General features: G+C 39.8%; 19 protein-coding genes. 8 read left to right on the top strand and 11 right to left on the bottom strand.

Annotated elements, in window-relative coordinates:
* Positions 1–49: 49 nt before the first annotated feature.
* On the bottom strand, positions 50–2,266 hold the full coding sequence (gene priA, locus ABD005_RS02150; protein WP_343814457.1) for a primosomal protein N': 2,217 nt from the start codon (positions 2,264–2,266) through the stop codon (positions 50–52).
* 25 nt (positions 2,267–2,291) lie between these two features.
* Entirely contained in the window at positions 2,292–2,426 is a 135-nt protein-coding gene (locus ABD005_RS02145; RefSeq protein ID WP_289847616.1) for a hypothetical protein, read from the bottom strand.
* Positions 2,427–2,548: 122 nt separating this feature from the next.
* Between ABD005_RS02145 and rpmE the strand changes: the two genes are divergently transcribed.
* Positions 2,549–2,761, top strand: a complete 213-nt coding sequence (rpmE, locus tag ABD005_RS02140; RefSeq protein ID WP_215980206.1) for a 50S ribosomal protein L31 — start codon at positions 2,549–2,551, stop codon at positions 2,759–2,761.
* Between the two features lie 174 nt (positions 2,762–2,935).
* Here the strand turns inward: rpmE and ABD005_RS02135 are convergent, their stop codons facing one another.
* Complete coding sequence (locus tag ABD005_RS02135; RefSeq protein WP_343814454.1) at positions 2,936–5,485, bottom strand: zinc-dependent metalloprotease; 2,550 nt, start codon at positions 5,483–5,485, stop codon at positions 2,936–2,938.
* A gap of 298 nt (positions 5,486–5,783) precedes the next feature.
* Between ABD005_RS02135 and ABD005_RS02130 the strand changes: the two genes are divergently transcribed.
* From ABD005_RS02130 to dnaB, 4 genes are all read left to right on the top strand, one after another.
* Entirely contained in the window at positions 5,784–6,383 is a 600-nt protein-coding gene (locus ABD005_RS02130; protein WP_343814860.1) for an RNA polymerase sigma factor, read from the top strand.
* Positions 6,383–6,979, top strand: a complete 597-nt coding sequence (locus ABD005_RS02125; protein WP_343814451.1) for a hypothetical protein — start codon at positions 6,383–6,385, stop codon at positions 6,977–6,979. Before ABD005_RS02130 ends, ABD005_RS02125 begins: the two co-directional genes overlap by 1 nt.
* A gap of 42 nt (positions 6,980–7,021) precedes the next feature.
* Entirely contained in the window at positions 7,022–7,975 is a 954-nt protein-coding gene (locus ABD005_RS02120; RefSeq protein ID WP_215980209.1) for a DUF4097 family beta strand repeat-containing protein, read from the top strand.
* A 227-nt stretch (positions 7,976–8,202) separates the two neighbouring features.
* Positions 8,203–9,621: a replicative DNA helicase gene (gene dnaB, locus ABD005_RS02115; protein ID WP_215980210.1), complete on the top strand. Its 1,419-nt coding sequence runs from the start codon at positions 8,203–8,205 to the stop codon at positions 9,619–9,621.
* Between the two features lie 157 nt (positions 9,622–9,778).
* Here the strand turns inward: dnaB and ABD005_RS02110 are convergent, their stop codons facing one another.
* Positions 9,779–11,032, bottom strand: coding sequence for a metal-dependent hydrolase family protein (locus ABD005_RS02110; protein WP_343814857.1), 1,254 nt, complete (start codon positions 11,030–11,032; stop codon positions 9,779–9,781).
* Positions 11,033–11,513: 481 nt separating this feature from the next.
* On the opposite strand from ABD005_RS02110, the gene ABD005_RS02105 reads away from it, so the two are divergent.
* A complete protein-coding gene (locus tag ABD005_RS02105) occupies positions 11,514–13,010 on the top strand; it encodes an arylsulfatase (RefSeq protein WP_343814447.1) in 1,497 nt (498 codons plus the stop codon).
* 171 nt (positions 13,011–13,181) lie between these two features.
* Here the strand turns inward: ABD005_RS02105 and ABD005_RS02100 are convergent, their stop codons facing one another.
* Genes ABD005_RS02100 through ABD005_RS02070 form a run of 7 tightly spaced genes read right to left on the bottom strand, consistent with a single transcriptional unit; the run spans position 13,182 to position 21,615 of the window.
* Positions 13,182–14,378: a hypothetical protein gene (locus ABD005_RS02100; RefSeq protein WP_343814444.1), complete on the bottom strand. Its 1,197-nt coding sequence runs from the start codon at positions 14,376–14,378 to the stop codon at positions 13,182–13,184.
* Positions 14,378–15,976: a VWA domain-containing protein gene (locus tag ABD005_RS02095; protein ID WP_343814441.1), complete on the bottom strand. Its 1,599-nt coding sequence runs from the start codon at positions 15,974–15,976 to the stop codon at positions 14,378–14,380. The genes ABD005_RS02100 and ABD005_RS02095 overlap by 1 nt, the downstream gene beginning before the upstream one ends.
* Positions 15,969–16,952 carry a VWA domain-containing protein gene (locus ABD005_RS02090; protein ID WP_343814438.1) on the bottom strand — a complete coding sequence of 328 codons (984 nt, stop codon included), beginning with the start codon at positions 16,950–16,952 and terminating at the stop codon, positions 15,969–15,971. The genes ABD005_RS02095 and ABD005_RS02090 overlap by 8 nt, the downstream gene beginning before the upstream one ends.
* The gene (locus ABD005_RS02085) at positions 16,949–17,410 is read right to left on the bottom strand and encodes a DUF4381 domain-containing protein (RefSeq protein WP_343814435.1); all 462 of its coding nucleotides are present in this window, start codon (positions 17,408–17,410) and stop codon (positions 16,949–16,951) included. Before ABD005_RS02085 ends, ABD005_RS02090 begins: the two co-directional genes overlap by 4 nt.
* Positions 17,410–18,345, bottom strand: a complete 936-nt coding sequence (locus ABD005_RS02080; RefSeq protein ID WP_343814432.1) for a DUF58 domain-containing protein — start codon at positions 18,343–18,345, stop codon at positions 17,410–17,412. The genes ABD005_RS02085 and ABD005_RS02080 overlap by 1 nt, the downstream gene beginning before the upstream one ends.
* Positions 18,346–18,356: 11 nt before the next feature.
* Positions 18,357–19,352, bottom strand: coding sequence for an AAA family ATPase (locus ABD005_RS02075; protein WP_343814429.1), 996 nt, complete (start codon positions 19,350–19,352; stop codon positions 18,357–18,359).
* 10 nt (positions 19,353–19,362) lie between these two features.
* Positions 19,363–21,615 (bottom strand): tetratricopeptide repeat protein, encoded by a 2,253-nt coding sequence (locus tag ABD005_RS02070; RefSeq protein WP_343814426.1) that lies wholly within the window; start codon positions 21,613–21,615, stop codon positions 19,363–19,365.
* A 315-nt stretch (positions 21,616–21,930) separates the two neighbouring features.
* On the opposite strand from ABD005_RS02070, the gene ABD005_RS02065 reads away from it, so the two are divergent.
* Together ABD005_RS02065 and ABD005_RS02060 are read left to right on the top strand one after the other, a co-directional pair.
* The gene (locus ABD005_RS02065) at positions 21,931–23,451 is read left to right on the top strand and encodes an arylsulfatase (protein WP_252738905.1); all 1,521 of its coding nucleotides are present in this window, start codon (positions 21,931–21,933) and stop codon (positions 23,449–23,451) included.
* A gap of 92 nt (positions 23,452–23,543) precedes the next feature.
* Positions 23,544–24,515, top strand: coding sequence for an HAD family hydrolase (locus ABD005_RS02060; RefSeq protein ID WP_343814423.1), 972 nt, complete (start codon positions 23,544–23,546; stop codon positions 24,513–24,515).
* Positions 24,516–24,534: the final 19 nt, after the last annotated feature.

The following is a 24,534-nucleotide window of genomic DNA, read 5'->3' as shown; positions in this document are numbered from 1 at the left end:
TCAATAATGTTTCTCACCATGAGCTGATTTTATTTAATGACTTAATAAGCTACCAATTAAGATCAATTGGGTCGACATCTAAGCTCCAGCGCACTTTATTAAGCCATTCACTTTGTGGTATTTGCATCAGTAATTGCTGAATAGCGCCGTGAAGGTGTTTTCTGGTTTTGGCTTGAATAATCAAATGATAGCGAAATTTTCCTGCCTTTTTCTCCATTGCCGCAGGTACGGGTCCCGCAAACTCACAGCTTACTAAAGGCTGCATAGTTAACCCTCGTAAGAACTTTTCAGGATAAGAAGGGTAGTTTGCTTCAGCCCGTATTAATGCTTGGTAGCTAAATGGTGGTAACAAGGCCTGCTTTCGCTCGGTTAATGCTTGGTGAGCAAAGTGATGATAGCCATTGTGTACTAAATCTTGTAACAATGGATGATCAACAAAGTTAGTTTGTACTAATACCTTGCCGGGTTTACTCGCTCGACCAGCACGCCCGGCTACCTGAATTAATAATTGAGCCATTTGTTCACTGGCTCTAAAATCAAAACTAAATAATGCACCGTCAACATCAAGCACCGCAACTAAAGTAACATCAGGAAAGTGGTGCCCTTTAGCTAACATTTGCGTACCGACTAATAATTGATGTTTTTTATCGCTAACTTCTTGTAGTAACTTCGCCAACTCGCCTTTTTTCCGCGTACTGTCTCTGTCTATTCGAACAATACTGGCATCAGGAAATAATTCATCAAGTCGATTTTCTAACTGCTCGGTTCCTTGCCCTAAAGGCACAATACGTACGCTGCCACAAGATGGACATTGTGGTGGAATACGCTTTTGGCTGCCGCAATGGTGACAAATAAGTAATTGCTGCTTTTGATGTAAGGTATAAGGTTTATCGCAGCGCTGGCAGTCTGCAATCCAGTGGCATTCTTTACAGTTAATTGCCGGAGCATAGCCGCGGCGGTTTAAAAAGAGTAGTACTTGTTCACCACGGCTCAGTGTTTGTGTTATTTCATGTTTTAACGTACCAGATAAACCAAACTCGACTTGTTGATGATTCATGTCAATAAGCGCAATTTTAGCTTTACTGCTGTTACCTGCGCGCTTTAATAATTGATGGTAGTTATATTTACCTGACAACGCATTTTGCAAGGTTTCAAAGCTCGGAGTTGCGCTACCAAGTACAATAGGGATATTAAGCTGTCGAGCGCGTAAAATGGCCATGTCACGACCATGATATCTAAAGCTGTCTTGTTGTTTTAATGATGAGTCGTGCTCTTCATCAACAATAATTAAGCCTAAATTATGCAGTGGACTAAAAATAGCCGATCGGGTACCTATAATAATGGCAGCGTTACCTTGCTGTGCTGTTAACCAAGTATTTAAACGTTCGGTATCATTAAGTCCTGAGTGATGTAGTGCAACAGGTACATTAAAGCGTTGCTCAAAGCGACTCAATGTTTGCGGGGTTAACCCAATCTCTGGCACAATCACTAGTACTTGCTGGCTTTGAGCTAGTACAGTTTCCATGGCCTGTAAGTAAACTTCAGTTTTTCCGCTACCAGTAACACCATCAACCAAATGACATGAAAAGCTATTAAGGGATTGTTCAATTGCTGTGACAATAATGGCTTGTTCGGTTGATAGCTGTAATTTGTCTTGTTGATTTAAAAAGCTGTCTTGCCAAGTAAAAGCTTGAGTGGTTTGCTCTACTTCTTCAATTAATGCTTTGCTATGTAAAGCGTTAAGTTGTGCTTTGTTATAGCCTAAAGTACGTAACTCAGCCCAGCTGATGCCACTATGTTGTTTAATGATTTGATAAAGGTTGAACTGTTTAATGGCTTTGCTTTTGAGTTTATTGATGGTGTCATTCGTATTATCAACATCTTCAAAGTCACTTGTTTGCCAAACCATAGGCGGAGTTAGCGTTACTTTTTCTATTTTTCTTAATAACACAGGTAGCGCTTGCTGAAAAACATCACCAACAGGGTGGTGATAGTAATGCGCACAAAGCTGTAAGTAATCAACTAGAGATTGACTCAAATGAAAGCTGTCGTTTAATCGACTCTCAATGTTTTTTAGTTTTTTTTGATCAACATCGCTATGAGCGTCAGTTCCCATAACAATACCAATAACTTTTCGTGCACCAAAAGGTACCACTACTCGTTCGCCAACTACTATGGCTGGGCTTTGAAGCTGCTCAGGTACTAAGTACGTAAATAGCTGGCGCATTGGCACCGGAATAGCGACTTGAATGTAATGGTTAGACACGAATATTATTTTACCTAATGTAAACTTAGTAATATTCTGCCCGTTGAAATAATGCCTGCCAAGTAACATTGGCATTTAAATGAAAAATAGCCGCGACATTGTATTTTTTATCAGCATTATTGTTATTTTTGTTGCAGTTGTTTTGGCGATGATTTATCATTCGGCCCCATTAATTTTTAACTACGTATGGTGCTTGGCGTTTTGCTTTATTCTTACTAAAAGATGAAGTCTTAATGGCGAAGTGGCGATGCGCCCAAATTCTCAAATGAGATAGAGGTCCCCATGAAAGAAGGTATTCACCCAACTTACGCTGAAATAAAAGCGAATTGTTCTTGTGGTAATGTTGTAGTAACTCGTTCAACTTTAGGTAAAGATATTCACCTAGACGTATGTTCTGCATGTCACCCATTTTACACTGGTAAGCAGAAAGCTGCTGAGTCTGGTGGTCGTGTTGATAAATTCAACAAACGTTTCGCTGTATTGGGTAAGAAGTAATTCTTATTTTACAGTAAACGAGAAAAAGCGCCTAAGGGCGCTTTTTTTATGTCTGAAAATCATGTGGTAAACCGCTACAGTGAGAGGCTAGCTAATAGCAAAAAACCAGTAGAAAACTACTGGCTTTTTGTTTCGCTTGGCTAGAATAAAAAGCCTGTCTTTATTACAACAAAGCTACACTTTTAATGCTTTTTGGATCATTAAACTGATGTAAGCATCGTGTGCTTTAGTGGCACTGTTTTTACCAAAACCTAGCGAGCTACTGTTATCTAATATCTCGGTTAGTTGTCCTAAAGCGGCAGTTTTTGCTAAGTTATCGTAAGCCGAAGGCTTAACTACGCCAGCAATAGTAATCAAGCGTTTTACATACTCAATTTGAATATTATGATTTAACGAGTTGGCTTGCTTTTTATCAACAAATATTGCCTTAGTTAATTCAGTTAACACTTCATTCAAGGTGTAATCATTACCGTATAAGCTCGTATCTGAAATACGTTTTAACACATTAACATGCAGCAGTTGGCTTAAAACTGACTTTTGCATATTTAAGATCATGCTATGAACTTTAGGGTCTTCATTTTTACCATAGTGATTGAAACCACGGCGCTGGTGTTGTAAATAGCTATAAAGCGGTTGCATGCTTTCTAAGGTATTACCAGCAAAAACATGGTCTGTTAGTGCTTGCATTGCCGCTTGTTGTGTTGCTTTAGGCACAGGAGTGTAAGGTTTAGTTTGTGTTTTTGTGTTGCTATCAACAAAATGACGCTCTACATAAACACCACCAATTTGGCGAGAAATGATATTCGCCTGACTACGGTATTGACCAAACAGCGAGTTAGCTGAAATTAATAGTTGCTGATACGATTGACCATCGATTAAAGTTTTATCTTTTAGTTCACCTAACAAGTGGTTAATTAGCCCCATACGGTCAACAGCGTAGGCTACTGGGTTTGATGATAAATCGCGAGTCATTATTCTTGGGTCAATGTGACGACCTGGCGCGCGCATATCATCAGCATCGTTACCAAAAGCTAAGCCTTTTTCTGTTGAGCGGCTTAAAATTTCATTTAAACGGACTTGCTCTTGCTCGGCACTTTCTAGTGCCGTTGAATAACCATACTCAATAGCCCAGTCATCGTAAGGTCCCGGTTTAGTTTGGAAGTAATCGCCTTGACTAACGCCAACAGGTGCTGCGTTAATAGGCGCATAGTCCATTACTGAACCCGTTAAAATGCCCTGAGTTTTTGACTTGTCATGAACCTCTTTTTCATCCCATAAAATAGATGCTTTCATGTTGTGGTTTAAGCCTAAGGTATGACCTACTTCATGTAATACTAACGAGCGTAAACCTTCTTTTAATAGGGCTTCGTGCTCTATATCATTAGTGTTGGTCATGGCTTGCGCTAAAATGAAGTCTTGCTGTAATTCATGGCCTGCACTGCAATGTAACTTTTCATTATGCTCTGCTGAGCTTTCATTATGTTCAGCCGTTAAACTACTTGCGCCTTGACTATATAGGCTGTTGTAGATCCAACGATTTTTCATGAAAATAAACTCAAGCATAATGTCAGAGCCAAGCATTTCACCGGTTAATGGGTTTGCTAATGATGGGCCATAGCCGCCAAAACGTGGGTTTGGTGACGAGGTCCAGCGAAGTACATTGTAGTTAAGATCTGCAGCGTCCCATGTGGCATCGTCAGGTTGAATCTTTACTTGTAACGCATTTTTAAAGCCTGCCTTCTCGAATGAACTATTCCACGCAAGTACGCCTTCTTTAATAGTTTCACGCCATTCAATGGGAGTGGTATTTTCTATCCACCAAACCACAGGCTTTACTGGTTCAGATAACGCGGCCGCGGGGTCTTTTTTGACTAAGTTCCAGCGTTTGATAACATCTTGATAAGGTGCCCATTGGCTTGAAGTCATTTGGTCATATTGATGCGTAAAGTAACCGACACGTGCGTCATCATAACGTGGTGCAAATTCATCTTTAGGTAATTCAATAAATGAGTGTTGTAACTTGATAGATACTGAACGAGGATCTGACACTGCTTTAGAGCCAAAAACACTAGGGTTAGGATTGTTGAAAACGTAATCAACCACAATATCAACATTATTATCGTATGCACGCTTTGCTAAAATACGTGATTTTTTGTCATTTAACTTACCAATTTTAAAGCGTTTTTTGGCATTTTTATCATTAACGCGGGCCCATGGTGATACTTTATGTAAGGCTTCACTTAAAAATAACTTATTTACTTTTAAGGCAATTTGTCCGTCTTGCTCTTTTTCTATTTTTACACTGGCAAGTACCGCTTCACTGATATTGGCATCTTTGGCACGACTTATTGGATTGTTTTCATCAAAAAGGTAGCGCTGTGTTTTGGCTACAATATCAATACGGTCGAAATATTTTCTAAACTCAATAACTTTGCCACCACGGTAACCACCTCTAAAGTGGCCAACATCAGAAACACCATCAATGGTTTGGGCAAAATGCAAGAAAGGTGTATCAAGCTGACTTTCATTAATTAACATTAAAGTTTCGCCGGTTTTTTCATCTTGATAAAAATCGAATAGCCCTTCAGTGGCTATTTTTTTCTCAATAAGCTCAGCAATGGTTTTTTCTTTCTTTTTCTCAGTAGATTTCTTAGCGTCATCAGCAAGGGCTAATTGACTGCTAAGCGCTAGGGTAATTGCTAGCGTTACACAGGTAAGTTTCATGTAAGTTCCTTAAATGGGCTTGGTGCGGTTATCGCTTTTGTTATAATTATGTTAAGTTTTGGTCACTTTACTGTATTAGTTTAAGCGAATAGCCGTTAACTTAACACCGCAAAAGGTAACAACATATTAATGACATTTTATTTTATTATTGTTTAAACCTTTTTCGTAACCTATGTATCTTAATCAAAGTAGCCGCCAGATAAATGTTGCTGCGTTACTCTCAACCCTATTATTAAAATAAGAGACTGAACATTTGAATTTAACTAAGGTCATTAATGACCCGCGACAGCAGCTTAATATAGCTGATGGTGATGCCGTTAATCGTGGTAGCGACCTTGAAAGCCAATGGATTTATCAGGCTAAGCAAGGCTCGCAGCACGCGTTTCACCATTTATATCAAAGCCACCATAAACGTATATATGCGTTATGTTGGCGCATGCTGGCAGATAAAGACAGTGCCGAAGATGTCTGCCAAGAGGTGTTTGTAGTGTTGTGGCAAAAAATTACGAATTTTCGCGGTGAGAGTAAATTTAGTACTTGGCTTCATAGCGTTGCCACCAATGTTATTTTAGGGCACTTACGTAAACAAAAGAATTGGTTACAGCGAGTATTTAGCATTGAAGAGCAAGTGAGTAATGTGGTTGAGCCAAGCGAAAAACTAACTGACAACTCAACATTAGAAAGTCTAGATAAACATATTGCCCGTTTACCTGAGCGAGCACGTTTAGTATTTGTACTCTTTGCGGTTGAGGGGTATCGGCATGAAGAAATTGCCAGCATGTTAAAAATGGCGGTCGGCTCAAGTAAGTCTCAGTACCATAGAGCAAGAACATTATTAAAAGAGTGGCTAGAAATAGAAGGTTATGACGCTGTGACACCTGAAAGTGGAGACGCATAATGAGTAACGAAGTAATAAATAATTTAAAAGCACAAAGTAGCTCGACGAAAATCGTCGATAGCGAGCAGAATTTAACGCAGAGTATTACAGCATTGCCATGTGAAATGCAGCCCGAACGTGATTTATGGTCGGGTATTGAACGAGCCATTCACAATATGCCTCAGCAGCCAGCAACAAATATTGAAAACGTTTCAGCATTTAAAAAATTTACATCGACAGTGCCTATGGCTTGGGCTGCTTCTTTAGTATTAGCTGTTATGGTGAGTTGGTTTACTTTTGCACCATCAATGCTAACCCAGCCTAATGAACAAATTGCTCACAGGGGAGCCGTTACAGAAGATCTAGTGCAATATATGGAGCAAAACTTCATTCAACAAAAACAAGCAATGCAGGTTAGTTTCAGACAGCCAAATCTGACAAACTTACCCATTGAAATGCAAAATGAATTAACCAAACTAGCTGAAGCGCGTAAAACGATTAGTAAAGCACTACTTGCTGATAAACATAATGTTGATTTGTTAAATTTATTAGACTTTACCCAGCAGCAAGAGTTGAAACTACTAGAGCAACTATATCGCCAATATCAAGTGATATAACGTAACCAATATAAGCAAACACCAGACAAGAGAGAATTGATAATGACAAAAGTTAAAGTATTTTTATTACCCTTATTAATAATGAGCACGTTAATACACACTAGTAACGTTATGGCTGGTGAAGAAGTTTCACGCAGTATTTCTAGTGAAAATATTACGAACGTAATGATTGATAATCGCAGTGGCTCAGTAAATGTTGTTGGTTGGGATAAAGATAAAATAAGCTTAAGCGGTGAGTTAGGTGATGAGGTTGAGTCGCTAACTTTTAAACAAAAAGGGGCACAAGCTTATATTAAAGTTGAATACCCTAATACCAGTGGTTGGAATTCATCTGGGTCAGCGTTAACTATTTTCATGCCTAAGCATATTAGCGTTGATTTTACTGGTGTGTCGAGTGAGTTGGCACTGAGTAACTTACATGGTGGTATTGAAGCAGGTACGGTAAGTGGTGATATTGTGGCTAAAGACTTAAGTCATAATATTGAGCTTAGTAGCATCAGCGGTAATATTAGTAGCTCTGATTTATCAGGGAAAATTAGTTTATCTGTGGTTAGCGGTGATATTGACGATAATAACTCTCAAGGTCGATTACAAATAAAAACGGTAAGTGGCCACATTGTTAGTGAGTCGGTTGCAAGTGAAGTATCACTTAATATTGTCTCAGGTGATAGTGATTTAAGTTTAGCTGATGTAGTGGAGTTAAGAGTGTCTACGGTCAGTGGCGATGTTGATGTTAAGTTAGCCTTAAAAGATAAAGGTTTATTAAAAGCCTCAAGCGTTAGTGGCAATTTGCAGTTTATTTTTCAAAAAGATATTAATGCAGATTTTGCGCTTGAGTCTAATGTTGGTGGCGACTTAATCAATAAGCTTAGCGATGTTAAAGCTAAAGAAGCGAAGTACGGACCAAGCTCAACCCTTAACTTTCAAATGGGGGATGGCAGCAGCACAGTTCGTGTTAATACCGTTAGTGGTAACGTGATTGTTAAAGGTGATTAGTACCACTAATGTAAGCACATATAGCGTATAGTTTTATCAGCGTTTAAGTGACTATTTCTTCACTTAAACGCTTTTTTTATTGATGACGATATTAAAAATTATCTACAGAGCAAAGGCTAGGGACTGTAGGTGACTCGATAGTAATTATTGATGTTCCCGCTTAGCAATTTCTGCTACATTACTCACCTCAGTTAATTTCAAATCATCAGCAGCAAGAGGCTAAGTAAATGGCAGAAAGAAAGCCACGTAAATTTGCCAAAGAACAGCAATTTATTAAAGATAAACAAATCGACGAATTAAAAATTCCCCCTCACTCTCTTGAAGCGGAGCAGTCGGTACTCGGTGGTTTACTACTTGATAATGAAACTTGGGATAAGGTCGCAGAAAAAACGGTTGCTGCAGATTTTTACTCACGCTCACACCGTTTAGTTTTTGAAACCATTGGCGCACTCATTGAGTTAGGTGAACCCGTCGATTTAATTACTCTCTCTGAAGCTTTAGAAAACGATCAAAAGCTCGATGATGCCGGTGGTTTTGTTTATCTTGCAGAGATGATGAAAAACACGCCGAGCGCCGCCAATATTACCGCTTATGCAGATATTGTGCGTGAACGAGCTGTTACTCGTGAAATGATTAGTGTTGCTAATGAAATCGCTGAAGCAGGGTACGATACTCAAGGCCGTAGTAGTGCCGACTTACTTGATTTTGCTGAAACGAAAGTTTTTGCCATTGCTGAAAAGCGAGCGAACAAATCTGAAGGTCCTGAAAACCTTAATTCAGTATTAGAAAAAACCGTAGATCGTATTGAAAAACTTTGTTCAACCCCATCTGGCGGTGTTACCGGTGTACCTAGTGGTTTTGCTGATTTAGATAAAATGACGGCAGGTCTACAAAAATCAGACTTGATTATTGTAGCGGCACGTCCATCAATGGGTAAAACCACTTTTGCGATGAACTTGGCAGAACACGCTGCCATGACTCAAGATTACCCAGCACTTATTTTCTCGTTAGAGATGCCGTCAGATCAAATCATGATGCGTATGTTGGCATCATTGGGTCGTATTGACCAAACCAAAATTCGTACCGGTCAGCTCGATGATGAAGATTGGGCGCGTTTGTCGTCAACCATGGGCTTGTTAATTGAAAAAGGTAAAATGTATATTGATGACGCGGCAGGCTTAACGCCAACAGAAGTTCGTTCTCGTGCGCGTCGTATTCATCGTGACCATGGGGGCATTAGCCTGATCATGATCGATTACTTACAACTGATGCGTGCACCACAATTTTCAGATAACCGTACCTTAGAAATTGCAGAAATCTCTCGTTCACTTAAAGCTTTAGCTAAAGAATTACAAGTGCCTGTTGTCGCACTTTCTCAGCTAAACCGTGGCTTGGAGCAACGTTCAGATAAACGTCCAATTAACTCGGATTTACGTGAGTCGGGCTCAATAGAGCAAGATGCCGATTTAATCATGTTTATTTATCGTGACGAGGTTTATCACGACGATTCTGAGTTTAAAGGCATGGCTGAAATAATTATTGGTAAACAACGTAATGGCCCGATAGGACGAGTACCGTTAACCTTCCAAGGTAAGTTTTCACGCTTTGATAATTACGCTGGTCCGCATGTGTTAGAAGAAGATTAATGTTAACGCCTTTAGCTCTATAGTGTCCTTTAAGCATATAGAGCTAAATAATATTTTAAGGTAAGTTAAGAGCCGCGGTATAATAATTGTTAAGTGAGTACTGCTCTTAACTTTTTTGCTTTTGAATGGTTTTATTACTTAATAGCTCGAGTTTAGCTTATTCTGGTTGTTTAAATACCACACCTGACTTCATCACAAAACCCACGGTTAGTAGCGCTTTTATATCTTGTAATGGGCTCTCATTGGTAGCAATAATATCGGCAACTTTACCTACTTCTAGAGTTCCTAAATCGTTTGTTCGACCAATTAAATCAGCAGCATGAATTGTGGCTGACTTTAATACATCTTGAGGTGTCATGCCAGTATTGAACATTAACACCGCTTCTTTAGCATTAGAGCCATGACGAGATACGCCGCTATCGGTGCCGTAGGCTATTTTTACGCCCGACTTATAGGCACGTTTAAAGTTTTTGATCATATCGCCACCAACTCGAATTGCTTTAGCGCTAATCGCTGGTGACATAAACTCAGTGGTTTTCGCTAAATTAACTACGGTATCACCAGCCATTAAGGTTGGAACTAAGTAAGCACCATGTTGTTTAAATAGTTTGATGCTTTCTTCGTTAGCGTAACTGCCGTGTTCGATGCTATCAACACCTGCACGTAAAGCAGCATTGATACCCGCAGCAGCATGCGCATGGCTTGCTACTTTTCGTCCTAAAGCATGTGCAGCGTTTACCACTTCAATTAACTCGTCATCAGCCATTTGTTGGCCTGTACCAGTATTTGTATCAGATAACACACCGCCAGTAGAAGTTATTTTGATGACATCAGCACCAAACTTTATCGCACGTCGTGTCGCGCGGCGACAATCATAAGGGCCATCACAAACAGTTTTTGCGGTATGCATTTCTAATAAATCGGGGCTCATACCATCAACATCACCATGACCACCAGTAACGGCAACACTGCTGCCAGCGGCGATAATTCGTGGCCCTGGTAAATAGCCTTTTGCAATACCATCGCGTAATGCAAAACTCTGCTCAGCGCTGCCACCGAGGTCTCTTACTGTGGTAAAGCCTGCCATCAAGGTTTTATTGGCAAAATAGGCGCTTTTAACTAGTCTGTCAGCGTCTGACATTCTGAGTTTTTCACTATCATTTTGAGGACCAAGCTCTCCTTGTAAGTGCACGTGCATATCCATTAAACCAGGCATAACAAAGCTTTTCGATAAGTTAATTAATTGCGCGTCTTGTTCGAACAGACTCACGGCAATAAATCCTGCTTTAATATCGGAGATTATGCCATCTTTAATAACTAGCGTTTGTTTGGTAAGGGGGGACTTTCCTGGAACGGTTAATAGTTTACCAGCATGAATAACTTGTGTTTTTGCTACTAATTGAGTTGACATCAATATAGACAAAGTCAAACCAACAAGGGTATAAATATTCGTTAATTTGTGCATTTTATCGGTGCTCAGATGTTAATTGGTTATTCACCCTAACAAGTTTGTCGAGCAAGTGGTATAAAAAATCGGCGAATGATAGGAGGTTCTCACTAGGAGCTCACAAAAAAGCTAATAAATATAGTGTGATTGTTTGTGTATCAAATAACCTTAATACTTAAACTATGTATTGAGCGTTACCATTTATTAAAGCGCTTAAAAAATCTTTTAACCTGTTAGTCACTATTATGTTTTTTATAATTCCACTGAATCGTACGTATTAGAATAAGACTAATATGTACCAGGTAACATCTTTAAGCTATTTTAGTATTGCTGCACCTATTGATATGTATTGCGTAATATACACTTTCCTTGCTACTTTAGTTAATGGTGCTTAAATGAAGTTGTTTAAGCCAACTCATAAGTTCAACAATATAAGGGATTAGCAATGAAAAAAATACTTTCTGCAGTACTACTCGCTACTGCAAGTATAGGTACATATGCAGCGGATAAACCCAATATTCTTGCGATCATGGTTGATGATGTTGCCGCTATTTCGCTAAGTGCATATTCACACGGCATGACCTATCCAACGCCGAATATAGATCGTATCGCTAATGAGGGAGCTTTATTCACAGACCATTACGGGCAACCTAGTTGTACCGCAGGACGTGCTGCATTTTTAATGGGCCAACTACCAGTTCGAACAGGCTTAACCACTGTTGGCCAACCAGGTAACCCATTAGGCATTAAATCGGCAGATCCAACCTTAGCAGAGTTCTTAAAAGATAAAGGCTATATGACGGGGCAATTTGGTAAAAACCATTTGGGTGACCTAGATGAACATTTACCAACTAGGCATGGTTTTGATGAGTTTTACGGTAACCTGTACCATTTAAATGTTTCAGAAGAGCCTGAGCAGGCTGATTACCCAAAAAGTTCTGAATTTCAGAAGAAATTTGGTCCACGTGGTGTTATTGAGTCTTATGCTGACGGTAAAGTGTCTGATACCGGACCATTAACTAAAAAGCGTATGGAAACCTTCGATGAAGAAATATTAGCGCGCTCTGTAGACTTTATGGAACGTGCAGTAAAACAGAAAAAACCTTTCTTTATCTGGCATGCCACTAGTCGTATGCATGTTTATATTCACCTTAAAGAAGAAAGTCGTAATTTAGCGTCAGGTATTTCTTCAGAAGAAGATTTATTTGGTAGCGGTTTACTTGAGCATGATGGCCATGTTGGCGTATTACTTGACAAGTTAGACGAGCTTAAAATAGCGGATAACACGATTGTTATTTACACCACCGATAATGGTCCAGAGCAAAGTAGCTGGCCAGACTCGGGAACTACAGAGTTCTTTGGCGAGAAAATGACTACATGGGAAGGTGGCGTACGTGTACCTTTCTTAGTCCGCTGGCCTGATAAAATACCTAAGGGCTTAAAGCTTAATGGTATTTCATCGCATGAAGATGTATTCCCTACTATTGCTGCTGCAGTTGGTGAGCCTAAACTTCGTGAAAAAATGAAAAAGTCACATAAAGTGTATATTGACGGTGAAAATAATCTTGATTATTGGTTAGGTAAGTCTGATAAGTCAGCACGTGATACACTCTTTTACTATTATGAATCGCAGCTAACAGCGGTTCGTTATGGTCCATGGAAAATGCACTTTGCTACTAAGCCCAGCGGTAAATATTATGGAGATTTAGTCGTGCATAGCACTCCTAAGTTATTCAATTTACGTAAAGACCCACTAGAGAGTTATGATGATGTTACTGGATTTCATCAAATTATGCGTAAGAGCTGGTTAATGCAGCCAATTATTGCCAAGCTAACTGAGCATGTAAAAACTTTTGCTAAATTCCCACCTCGCCAAGAGTCCGCTTCATTAAATATTAATGAAGCGATTAAAAAGGCACAAAAAGCTAGTTCTAGTAGGTAGTTTCTATAAGAACCGATAAAAAGCCAGTTAGCCTTTAGGTTAACTGGCTTTTTCAATTAAAGCGATCAAACTCATTAGTTTTACTTAAGCGTTAAAGAAGTATTAGCGCGAGATTTAATTAAACCAATTAAAAGATAATAGACTTACCTCAAGCGGTTAATACCTGAGTTTTTAGGGGTTTAATGGCGTTAGTTGCTCGGTATCTGCTTTTTGGCTGCGTTTAATTGTTTGTCTAAAGTTAGCTAATTCACGCTGGAAGTTTTTGGGTACGCGAGCATTATTATAAAGTGCTTGCTCAAAAGAAATAACTATTGCTTGGTGTGTTTGCAGCAACAATGGTTGTTTGTTTATTTCATCTTTGAAAAAACGGTACCAGTTTATATAACAGTGATAATAGCTTTTAATATCGCTATTAGCGCTAGCTTTGAATTGCTTATAGTGCGCGTACTCTGTTTGTTGATAACGCTGCCAAAGCTGTTTAATTAACTTGAGTAAATAAAACAGTGCAATTAAGGCAATTACTCCGCCAATTATTAGCCAAATCATTGTTTTAGCTTTCATTGCTGGCGGCTTCACCGTTAAAGTTTGACCTTCAATTGTTACCGTTTGAATAGTATCGGTGCTTGGTTGGTAGTACTCAATATTAATAGCGCTAAGGGAAAACTGGCCATCTTGTTTGATCAGAATATCTTGTTGTTCAACTCTGCTACCTAAAAGCTCAGAAGTACGGTCGTTTAAAATATCTGCTGTTTGCGCTGTCGTAGGGTACGCTTGTGCTTGGTCAGTGTTTGTTGCTGTTAGTAATTGCGGAATGAATAACGCTGAGCTGTTTGCTATTTCAGCAGTAATTTTCCGTTTTATACTTTGTCCTGTTATGAGTTTTTCAGGTTGTTTTAGCTGCTCAGTTAAGTTGATGTTTTCAGTAATAATGACAGGGTTTAATGCGCGTGCTTTTTCTGGAATAGTCGCGTTAAAAATCACAGTTTCAGGTGTGAGTTTACGGTTTATCGGTTGGCTATCTTCGCTCATAAAGTGAATATTAAGGGTTGGTAGTTGCAACTCAAATTTGCCTTGCGCCATCGCAATCACGGGATACTCTTTAATAACTCCTGTCCATGTTGAGCCTTCAATACGCTCAGAAGTTGGGTAGGTACTTTTATTACCTTTAATATTGATGATATTTATCGCTTCAACTTCATCAAAATATAAGGGTTTAGAGAACCAGGTAGGTACTAGCACTTTTACTTTTATGGTAGTCACTTGGCCAACTAGTGGCTGTTGCTCACTTAGGGTAACGGTTATTTTGGGCTCTTGTGCATTAACCACACCACAGAAAAAACTAATAAATATCACAAATAGGTAGCGCATTATTTTCTTCCTTGGTTATTGGCTTCAGTAGCAAATTTATTTTTCAAAAAATCGCCCATTTGCGAGTCGACGCTGCGCATCCATTGTTCTTTTGCATCAGTTGATAATGTGTCTGCCACTTGATAATCCTGTGACTCGCCATTTTGCTTATCGCTGATTTCGTTACCATCTACCTCAGTAGTAATACTTTGCTCAGCATCGACACCACCTGCTTGCGCGATTACCGCAGCATATGCATATTGCGCTATGGCTAAGTTACGCTGAGCATTTTGATGATCAGGTTGTTGCTTTAGTACCTGTTTAAAGCCGGCGATGGCTGCTTCAAATTCTTGTGCTTTTAAAAGAGCTGTAGCGCGGTTATAAAAGCCATCTATGGTGCTTAGCGAGCCATAAATTTTAGCGGCTTCAACATAACGACCCGACTCAAAAAGTGTTTTAGCTTGCCATTGAGGGTCTGAAAATAAAGTAGTCGCGCGTGCGTAATCTAAGTTTTTATAGGCCATCATGCCTTGTTGGTCGCGAGTGAAAAACCAATCAGCGGCAGATGCATCACTATTTGGGCTATAAGACAACATCATACTAAATGTAGATAAAACAATTAAATTAACAGGTTGCGCTGCTTTTCTGGTCGAAATAGATGTCCAACCTTTTCTAAACCATAGTGCGCTAAGTAATAATACTGGCCAAGTAAAGTACCACGCCATATCTTGATATGGTTGAGCATTGTTTTCATCAAGTTTTTGTTGATAACGTTGTTGCGCTAGCTCATCAATCGCGACAATATCTTGCATGCCTAAACTAACTTCTTGCGCTGTGGCTGTTTGTAGTGACGATAAAGTCGTGCTATTTGGTTTAATGATCAATGTTTGGCCTTGCTGATCTGACAATAGCTGATTATTTTCATCGGTAATCGTACCGCCTTCTGGGGTTGAAAATTGCCACCAAATAAAAGGTTGCTGTATTTTATTAAGCGTGGCTACTTGCGCCTGACTAATATCGTCGGCAATAACCACAATACTCGCGTAAGGTTGTTTTTCGACTAGCTCTTGCGCTTTTTTTATCGCCGCTGAAAGGTTGTCGGTAGCAATAGTGTGACTACCGGGCATAATTTCTGGCGTTAACGCCGCTAAAAACGGCTGAAATACTTGGCTGTCTTCTGTAAAGGGCAATACGTTATGGCTTGAACTGGCGTATGCAAATAACGCGGTTTTTGCACCTGCTCGATAGTTAAATAAATCAGTGAGCTTTTGTTTTGCTCTAATTAAGCGAGTCGGTGCAATATCATTGGCCTGCATACTTTGCGTTACTTTGAGTAGTACGATAAGCGGTGCTTTATCGTCTTTATTATCGACTTGTTTATACCAAGCGGGACCTGCGGCAGCAATCACCAATAACACCGCAGTGGCTAGGGTAAAGTCAATGGGCTTTATTTTATCAAATAAGCTTTGTTTGGGGGTTAGTGCTTGTGCAAGGTGATTGGCAATAGCATCTGTACGCTGTTGTTTTTCGGTTTGTTGTTTGCGAATTAAATAGCATAGTCCAACCACAACAATCAGGAATAATAAAACCCAAGGTCTTAAAAAGTGAAAATCAAGCATTGCTTTGCTCCCTATGCGTAAGTACTTGTACTAGTAAAATAAGTACCAAGCAGCTTAGCGCGATAAGTAGTGGAAAATGCACTAAACTGGTTTCTTTACGGGTTTTAGTGTGTGGCGTTTCAACAGCGGCTATTTGGTCAATTTGTTGATATATGTTAGTTAGCGCTTGGCTATTTTGTGCTTGATAAAATTCACCGTCAGCGGTGCTAGCTATTTTTTTCAAAGTAGAAAAATCAACACGATACTGTCCTTCGCCGTGCTCATCACCAATGCCAATGGTAAAAATACGTAAGTTAGACTGTTTTGCGATTTGAGCAGCATTAAGTGGTGACATTCTTGAGCCGGTATCGGCACCGTCGGTTAATAAAATTAAAATTTTGTCATCAACCTTTGATGCTTCAAAGGTTTTTAAAGCTAAGCCGATGGCGTCGCCAATCGCGGTATGCGGGCCAGCCATTGCTACTTGTGTTTCATTAAGCAATTGCTCGGCGCTTGTTAAGTCTTGGGTAAAAGGTACTTGTAGATAAGCTTGTGTGCCAAAAACAATTAAGCCAATTCTATCGTCTTTACGGTCGCTAATATATTGACTAACAACCTGCTTAACGCCTTGTAAACGCTGAATAGTTTCACCATTGTCAGTTGGGAAGTCAGGTTCATCCATTGAGCCTGATAAATCGATAGCCAACATAATATCGCGACTGATAGTGCTACTTTTTATCGTAGCGCCAAGCTGCATCGGCTGTGCAAGCGCAGTCACGAGTGATATCCAAATAATGCCGGCAAAAAGCCAAGTCAATAATGATTTTTGATTAACCTTGGCACCTTGACTGGCTTTTGCGCCAATAGCATCAGCCGCGAGCGCAAAGAAAGGAATGCGAATAGCTAAGGATTTTTGTTTAAAGGTTGGTAACAACCAAACTAAAATAATCGGTAGTAATAATAGCGAAAATACCCACAAGTGCTTAAAGAGGATCATAATTGCACCTTGTAGTGAGAGAGCCAAATAATGGCTTGCTGTTTTAATAACACCAGTTCAGGCTGTTGATCTTGCTGGTAAAAATCATGAAAAGGTGTGTGTTTATGGCAATGAGCGTTTAAAAAATCCACCCAGTTAGTGCCTGTTAATGAGGCTATTTGTGCTCGATTAAAGTCATTAAATGCACAGCGCTTTAAAATACTACTTATTGCTAAAGGGCTGGCGTTATCATTAAGCGCATTAATCTCGGCAATGGCAAAACGGCGATGACGTTGTTTAAATTGCTTGTATTTATAAATGGTTAAAGCAAGTACAGCAATAACCGCTACGCAGACTAATAATACTGTCCAGCCAGGACCTTGTGGCCACATTGAAATTACCGCAGGCTCACTAACAGGTTTTATTTCAGCCATTAGCTGGTACAGCTCTAAGTTTTCAAGATCGCTATTATCCATCATTAACCTACCGCAAATGCATTTGAAAATTGGCTTAAAGTATCTTGACTGGCATCTAATTCTATCACTGTGATCCCTAATTGGTGCTGCCAATTTTTGACCTTATTTGTGCGTTCAGTAAAGGTACTCTGTAATTTTTGATGCAGTTTTTTGTCACTGGTATCTAAGGTGACCTGCTTGTCACCATCACTGACATTGAGATTTAAATTAGCGGGTAATTGCTGATTGATACTGTCTGTGACTAAACATAAAATAACGTCGTTGTGGGCTGCCATTTGTGCTAAGTATTGCTCTGTGGCAGTGTCTACTTGATCAAAGTCACTGATGATAATAATCATTTGGTCATGGCTGATGAGGCGCGTTGCTGCTTCTAATGGTTGATTTAAAAGCATCGGTTTTACTGGAAGCGGAAGCTCACAATGTAATGCAAGATTAAATTGGCTCAAGGTATTAATAAATTGTTCTAATGACTGTGGTTTTTTACTCGGCTTAAAAGCGTTTATTTTATTGTCGTTAAAGACTACTCCACCAACGCGATCACCTTGCTCTAGAATACGATAAGCGCATATTGCCGCTGATTCTGCCGCAGTGACTGATTTCATATTGAGCTTTGAGCCAAAAAACATATTAACGCGCTGATCGACAATGATCAGGGCGCTGCGATCTTTTTCTTCAGCATAAATACGAACATGAGGTTTTCCCGTGCGTGCAGTAACACGCCAATCGATACTTCGAATGTCATCACCAACACGGTAGTCTCTAAGCTCTTCAAAACTTAAACCACGACCACGAATACGAGAACTATGTCGACCCGCAAGTACGCTGTTACTGTGTTGCTTAGGTAAAAAACTCAGTTTTCGAGCACGACTTTGCAAACCTTTAAGTTGCTTAAACTCTGAGTAAATTCGCTTATCCACGGGGGAATTTGAAATAGCCATTGCTTACTCCTTTATGGCAAGGCAACAAGCTCAATTATTTTTGTAATGACATCTTGACTCGTCACGCCTGCGCCTTGGGCTTGATAACTTAAGCTAATACGGTGGCGAAGTACGTCAACAGCAATGCTACGAATATCTTCTGGCAACACTTGGTCACGCTCAGCAAGCCAAGCATGAGTGCGAGCACACTTATCTAAGCCTATAGAAGCACGTGGCGATGCACCTAAATCAAGCCAACTGGCAAGTTCGTCACTGTATTTTTCAGGGGTGCGAGTGGCGTAAACCAAATCGGCAATATAACGTGCCATTTCAGGGCTTACCGTGATATTAGCAATTTCTTTACGTGCGTCAAAAATAACTTGTTGAGCTAAGCGGTTTGTAGCGGCAGTTGCTGTTTTTTCATCGCTGTTCGTTGTGGTGTATAAAGCTTGTTCTTCTTGTCGGACTAAGCCAATAACATCAACTTCGTCTTCAACGCTTGGGTAGTCAATGTTTACTTGCATCAAAAAGCGATCCATTTGTGCTTCAGGAAGCGGGTAGGTGCCTTCTTGTTCCACAGGGTTTTGTGTGGCGAGTACCATAAATAATGGTTCCATTTTATGGGTTTTACCAGCAACAGTAATTTGCCTTTCTTCCATCGCTTCAAGCAATGCTGATTGGACTTTTGCAGGGGCGCGGTTAATTTCATCGGCAAGAACAATGTTGGCAAAAATTGGCCCTGGATCAAATTTGAACTCGCTGCCAGAGTCAGTTTGAAAATACACTTCAGAGCCTGTGATATCTGAAGGCAGTAAGTCTGGAGTAAATTGAATACGACTAAATTGGCTATCAATATTCTTAGCTAACGACTTGATCGCACGGGTTTTGGCAAGCCCAGGTAAACCTTCAACTAACAAGTTACCATTGGCTAATATTCCAATTAATAGGCGTTCAATGACTTTTTGTTGACCAATAATACTGGCGGCCATTTGCGCTTGTAGTTGTTTTATTTGTGCGAGTGTTTCCATGCTACTATCCTTATCTATTTAGGCTCTGCATCGTTTGTATTTGTTGTATAAACTGCTGAATTTGCTGATTCCCTGGTACTAATTGTGCTAAGTTTTTTGCGTAGCGTAGCGCAAGGTCGTACTGCTTTTTAGCTAAATAAGCTTGCGCCAGACTATAACTAATATCGGGGTTGTTAGGTGTTATTTTAAAAGCATGCTGTAATGCTGCTAAGGAACGATCCATCTGCCCAATATCTTGTAATAATAACGCGTAAGTATAGCTATAACTGGCGTTATCATTCGCTAATGTTGCCGCTTCTTGAAGGTGTGTTAATGCTGCGGACTTATTTTGGCTTCTCACATAACTCATTGCCAAAGCGTAATGTAAATCAGCGGCTTCGGCGTTTATTTTCAGCCCTTGTTGTAAAATATCTTGTGTTGATTTTTCATCACCTTGAGTACGATAAAGGTCAGCTAAATTAACATAGCTAGGAATAAATATATTTTCCACTTCAATTGCCGTTAAATAATGCGCTTTTGCTTGCTCAGGTTTGTTCAGTTCAAGCGCTAAGTTACCTAAGTTAGTATGAGAGAAGCCACGCTCGGCCTGATAAACTTGGCTTTGTTTATATTCATTTAAAGCGTTGGTTAGGCGTTTAGTATCAGCGTTATTTAGCTTGCCAGATGGCTCCACTAATATCGCGGCTAATGCGCGAGCGGCTTCACTGCGGATATAGCGGTGTGAATCATCTAATAAGCTATTAAGCATGCGCCAGCGCTGCCATATATCATAAGGCATAGCGGCCTCTATCGCTGCTTGGCGTTTGAGCGGCTCATTTTCTTTGACCGCCCTAACAATAGCAACCACGGCATTGTTATCTGGGGTATTTGCTAAACGGCTTAAAGCCGATGCGCGAATAATATCTGGGAAATCATTATTTTGAGCTATTTTAGTTAACATTGATGAACTATTAGGTAAGCGGTTATCTGCCGCATGAAAAGCTAATGAAAAATGCTCGCTGCCTATAAATTTAGAATTTGGATGCCATTGTTTGATATTTTTAACCGCCCACTGTGGTGTTTTATCTTCATGGCAGCTATTACAGGCATTAGGCGCTTTTGTTTTTAAGGTTAAATCTGGGCGTGGCACACGAAAGCTGTGATCACGTCTCGCATCAACCTGCATAAAGGTTGTGGCGGGCATATGACAATCCACACATTGGCTGCCAGCGGTATCAACCTTATGACCATGATGGGTAGGGGTATTAAATACTTCACTGGTGTGACATTGAGTACAGGTTTGGTTGCCCGGTAGCTTTAATTTACCTGAATGTGGATTATGACAATTGCTACAGGTAACACCCGCTTCAAACATTTTGCTTTGTTGGAATGAGCCCCAGACATAATCTTCATCCCATACTTGTCCATCAACATGATATAACTCTGGGGTAATTAACGAAGGTTGAAACTGTGTTAAAAAGGCGTGCGGCTCTTTGCGGTCTCCTAATTGAGCTCGCCTTGAGTGACACGTTGCGCAAACGGGAACTTGCTCTGAGCTTTGAATCGGCTCGGCGCTTTTCATACTACCATCAGCTTGGCGCACAAATAGCGGTGTTTTTTTATTGATATTTACAGCAAAGCCTTTGTCTTTAATTTGAGTATCGCCATGAGCCCAACTTAAATGTTGTTTAGTATCACCATGACATGCCTTGCAGCTTACATTCATTTCGCTAAAGGTTGACTTAAAGCTATTGGTTTTTAAATCAAACTGCTTTTTAAAATCAGTTGAGTGGCAGTCGGCACACATATGATTCCAGTTTTGTCCCATTTGTGACCAGTGAAATAAATCATGTTGTTTCTGATCAGGGTGTAAAACAAACCAGCGCTGCCCACCTTGCTCTTTTGTTCGAGAATCCCAAGCAAAGGGAAATAACTGGATTTTACCTTGGCCCATATCAAACATGTATTGCTGGAGTGGTTGGTAACCAAAGGTATAAAGCACGGGGTAATTTGTTAACTTGCCTTGTAAATTAGGCATAGTGATCATTAATGTTTTATTTTCGGTGTAAAACCGAGCTTGTTGGTTTTGATAATTAAGGGTTTGGTTATCAAAGTTACCTAACACTGTTGCTGTTGTGGCGGGCTCCATCGCGTGGAAATGGTCAGATTGCTGCCAGTCTTGCACTTGGCTTTGATGACATGAAATACATGCTTGCTCGCTAGCATATATTGGCTGAGCCAGAAACAAGGCATATAGCCATATCAATAAAGGGAGAAATCGCATTTACAGTTATCCTTGCGCGAACATAATTATGTGGTTTTTATTAACTTATATCAGCACTAAGCTACCAGAGTAAAGTTTATAAGAGATTAAATTTTAAAGACTTTGTAACCGTACATAATAGTTACTTGATTTACTTTTTTTGTATATATAGCAACATGGTACATGATTTTTTTTCGTTGCAATAAAGTTGAAATAGTATAGCTTTAAACTAGTCTCTAGATTAGACATCTTATTACGTTAGTTTTAACAAGGAGCACACAGGTGATTTCTATAAAATCGAATATTAAGCAACTCGTTGCAGTTGCAGCACTTGCAATGGGGGTTGGCTCTGTACAAGCTGCAGAAAAACCTAACATCTTAGTTATTTGGGGCGATGATATTGGTGTACATAATATCAGCGCATACAATCATGGCATTATGGGTTATCAAACGCCGAATATAGATCGTATTGCTAAAGAAGGGGCAATGTTTACCGATTCTTATGCACAACAGTCTTGTACAGCAGGTCGTGCATCATTTGTTTTAGGTCAACACCCATTTAGAACGGGTTTATTAACCATTGGTATGCCAGGCTCTGATCACGGTATTCCAGATTGGTCACCAACTATTGGTGACTTATTAAAAGAACAAGGTTATGTAACAGGACAATTTGGTAAAAACCATTTAGGTGACCAAGATAAGCATCTTCCAACTAACCACGGCTTTGATGAGTTTTTTGGTAACCTTTACCACTTAAACGCTGAAGAAGAGCCAGAAGGTTACTTTTACCCTAAAGACCCAGAGTTCCGTAAAAAGTACGGCCCTCGTGGTGTATTAAAAGCAACTGCTGATGGAAAAATTGAAGATACTGGTCCATTAACTAAGAAACGTATGGAACATGCGGATGACGAGTTTATGGCTGCGGGTCTTGATTTTATGGAACGCGCTGTTAAACAGAAAAAACCATTCTTTATGTGGATGAACTCTACACGTATGCACGTTTGGACTCATTTAAAAGAAGAGTCGGTGGGTGTTACAGGTAAAGGTTTATACCCAGACGGTATGGCTGAGCACGATAAAGCAGTAGGTGTACTACTAGATAAGCTTGATGAGCTTAAAATTGCTGATAACACTATCGTTGTTTACTCAACGGATAACGGCGCAGAAACTATTTCTTGGCCAGATGGTGGTACTACACCATTCCATGGCGAGAAAGGTACTACATGGGAAGGAGGTTTCCGTGTTCCGATGATGGTTCGTTGGCCTGGTACGGTTAAGCCAGATACTATTATCAACGATATCATTTCACAAGAAGATTGGATGCCTACATTCCTAGCTGCTGCAGGTGAGCCTAACGTGGTTGCAAAACTGAAAAAAGGTTACCGTGCTAATGGTAAAAAATGGCGTGTACACCTTGACGGTTACAACATGAAGCCATTCTTTGAAGGTAAAGTAGATAAATCACCTCGTGATAGCATCTTTTACTTTGGCGCTACGGGTGAGCTAAATGCTGTTCGTTGGAACGATTGGAAAATTCACTTTGCAACACTTTCTGGTGGTATTAATACCGCAACTCGTGAAACACCAGCATGGCCGTTGATTATTAACCTTCGTCAAGACCCGTACCAAAAAGGTGCACTTGAGTCTGAAATGTACTTAAAATGGTATGCAGAAAACACTATGTGGTTATTCGTACCAGTACAAGAGAAAGTTATGGGATTCTTAAAGACTATTCCAGACTATCCTTTCCAAATGGGTTCTAGCTTAAGTTCAGGTAATATCAGCTATGACACATTTAGACAGCAAGATGCGTTGAAAAAATTAAAAGAGCTTGATGCTTTAGTTCCTCGTAACTAAACATAAGCATTAATTAAATGCCAACTAGGTATTAATTTAATCTTAAAGCCAATTTCGTTTGAAATTGGCTTTTTTACTTAAAAGGAGTTTGTATGAAATTACTTCAATCATTATTTGTTATAACAAGTCTTGTGGTTACTACCACTTGTGTTGCGGCTGAGCCGTTAGCGTCATGGCAAGAAGGTGCACGTAAACATACAATTATCGAATTTGTGAAAAAAACTACCACCGAAGGCTCTAAAGACTTTATTGCTGTTGCGGACCGAGTTGCGGTATTTGATAACGATGGTACTTTATGGGCTGAACAACCAGCATATTTTCAGTTGTTTTTTGCACTATCACAAGTTAAGCAGCTTGCTCCTGATAACCCGCAGTGGAAAACCACTCAGCCATACGCAGATATTCTTCAAGGTAAAATGCCTGCTCATATGACAGAAAAAGATTTAATTGAGTTGGTGATGAATACTCACGCAGGGATGACGAGCGAGGTGTTTACTCAGCAAGTTTCATCATGGATGAGTTCAGCAAAACATCCAATAACGAAAAAGCCATTTACAGACATGGTTTATCAACCGATGCTTGAGTTACTAACGTATTTACGTGAGCATGATTATAAAACTTTCATTGTTTCTGGTGGTGGGGTTGAGTTTATGCGTGCATGGGCCCCTGACGTTTATGGTATTCCCGCAGAACAAATTATTGGCAGTCGCATTGCTTCTGAATATAAAGTAATTGATGGTGTGCCGAAAATTGTTCGATTACCTGAACTTGAATTTAACAATGACAAAGCTGGTAAGCCCATTGGTATTTATAATGCTATTGGCAAGCGACCAATTATCGCAGTCGGCAATTCTGATGGTGACAGAGCTATGCTTGAATGGACAACTGCAGGTGCAGAGAGTCGTTTAGGGGTTATCGTTCATCATACGGATAAAGAACGTGAATGGGCGTACGATAAAGATTCAAAAATAGGTAAGCTTGATAAAGCATTAATACAAGCGGAAAAAGAAAACTGGCTAGTTGTTGATATGAAAAATGATTGGTCGGTTGTTTATAAAAAGTAACGCGGTTTAATTAATAGCT

Source organism: Colwellia asteriadis, from assembly GCF_039523295.1.
GTDB lineage: Bacteria > Pseudomonadota > Gammaproteobacteria > Enterobacterales > Alteromonadaceae > Colwellia > Colwellia asteriadis.
Note: the sequence above shows the minus strand (reverse complement) of the source record. Positions and strands in the feature narration are given on the sequence as shown.

What these genes read in the sequence shown, in the direction of transcription:
- ABD005_RS02085 (WP_343814435.1), bottom strand. Translation starts at nt 17,410, where the DNA reads ATGATGGATAATAGCGATCTTGAAAACTTAGAGCTGTACCAGCTAATG.
- dnaB (WP_215980210.1), top strand. Translation starts at nt 8,203, where the DNA reads ATGGCAGAAAGAAAGCCACGTAAATTTGCCAAAGAACAGCAATTTATT.
- ABD005_RS02125 (WP_343814451.1), top strand. Translation starts at nt 6,383, where the DNA reads ATGAGTAACGAAGTAATAAATAATTTAAAAGCACAAAGTAGCTCGACG.
- ABD005_RS02135 (WP_343814454.1), bottom strand. Translation starts at nt 5,485, where the DNA reads ATGAAACTTACCTGTGTAACGCTAGCAATTACCCTAGCGCTTAGCAGT.
- ABD005_RS02075 (WP_343814429.1), bottom strand. Translation starts at nt 19,352, where the DNA reads ATGGAAACACTCGCACAAATAAAACAACTACAAGCGCAAATGGCCGCC.
- rpmE (WP_215980206.1), top strand. Translation starts at nt 2,549, where the DNA reads ATGAAAGAAGGTATTCACCCAACTTACGCTGAAATAAAAGCGAATTGT.
- ABD005_RS02100 (WP_343814444.1), bottom strand. Translation starts at nt 14,378, where the DNA reads ATGCGCTACCTATTTGTGATATTTATTAGTTTTTTCTGTGGTGTGGTT.
- ABD005_RS02080 (WP_343814432.1), bottom strand. Translation starts at nt 18,345, where the DNA reads ATGGCTATTTCAAATTCCCCCGTGGATAAGCGAATTTACTCAGAGTTT.
- ABD005_RS02120 (WP_215980209.1), top strand. Translation starts at nt 7,022, where the DNA reads ATGACAAAAGTTAAAGTATTTTTATTACCCTTATTAATAATGAGCACG.
- ABD005_RS02105 (WP_343814447.1), top strand. Translation starts at nt 11,514, where the DNA reads ATGAAAAAAATACTTTCTGCAGTACTACTCGCTACTGCAAGTATAGGT.
- ABD005_RS02070 (WP_343814426.1), bottom strand. Translation starts at nt 21,615, where the DNA reads ATGCGATTTCTCCCTTTATTGATATGGCTATATGCCTTGTTTCTGGCT.
- ABD005_RS02090 (WP_343814438.1), bottom strand. Translation starts at nt 16,952, where the DNA reads ATGATCCTCTTTAAGCACTTGTGGGTATTTTCGCTATTATTACTACCG.
- ABD005_RS02095 (WP_343814441.1), bottom strand. Translation starts at nt 15,976, where the DNA reads ATGCTTGATTTTCACTTTTTAAGACCTTGGGTTTTATTATTCCTGATT.
- ABD005_RS02110 (WP_343814857.1), bottom strand. Translation starts at nt 11,032, where the DNA reads ATGTCAACTCAATTAGTAGCAAAAACACAAGTTATTCATGCTGGTAAA.
- ABD005_RS02065 (WP_252738905.1), top strand. Translation starts at nt 21,931, where the DNA reads ATGGGGGTTGGCTCTGTACAAGCTGCAGAAAAACCTAACATCTTAGTT.
- ABD005_RS02145 (WP_289847616.1), bottom strand. Translation starts at nt 2,426, where the DNA reads ATGATAAATCATCGCCAAAACAACTGCAACAAAAATAACAATAATGCT.
- ABD005_RS02060 (WP_343814423.1), top strand. Translation starts at nt 23,544, where the DNA reads ATGAAATTACTTCAATCATTATTTGTTATAACAAGTCTTGTGGTTACT.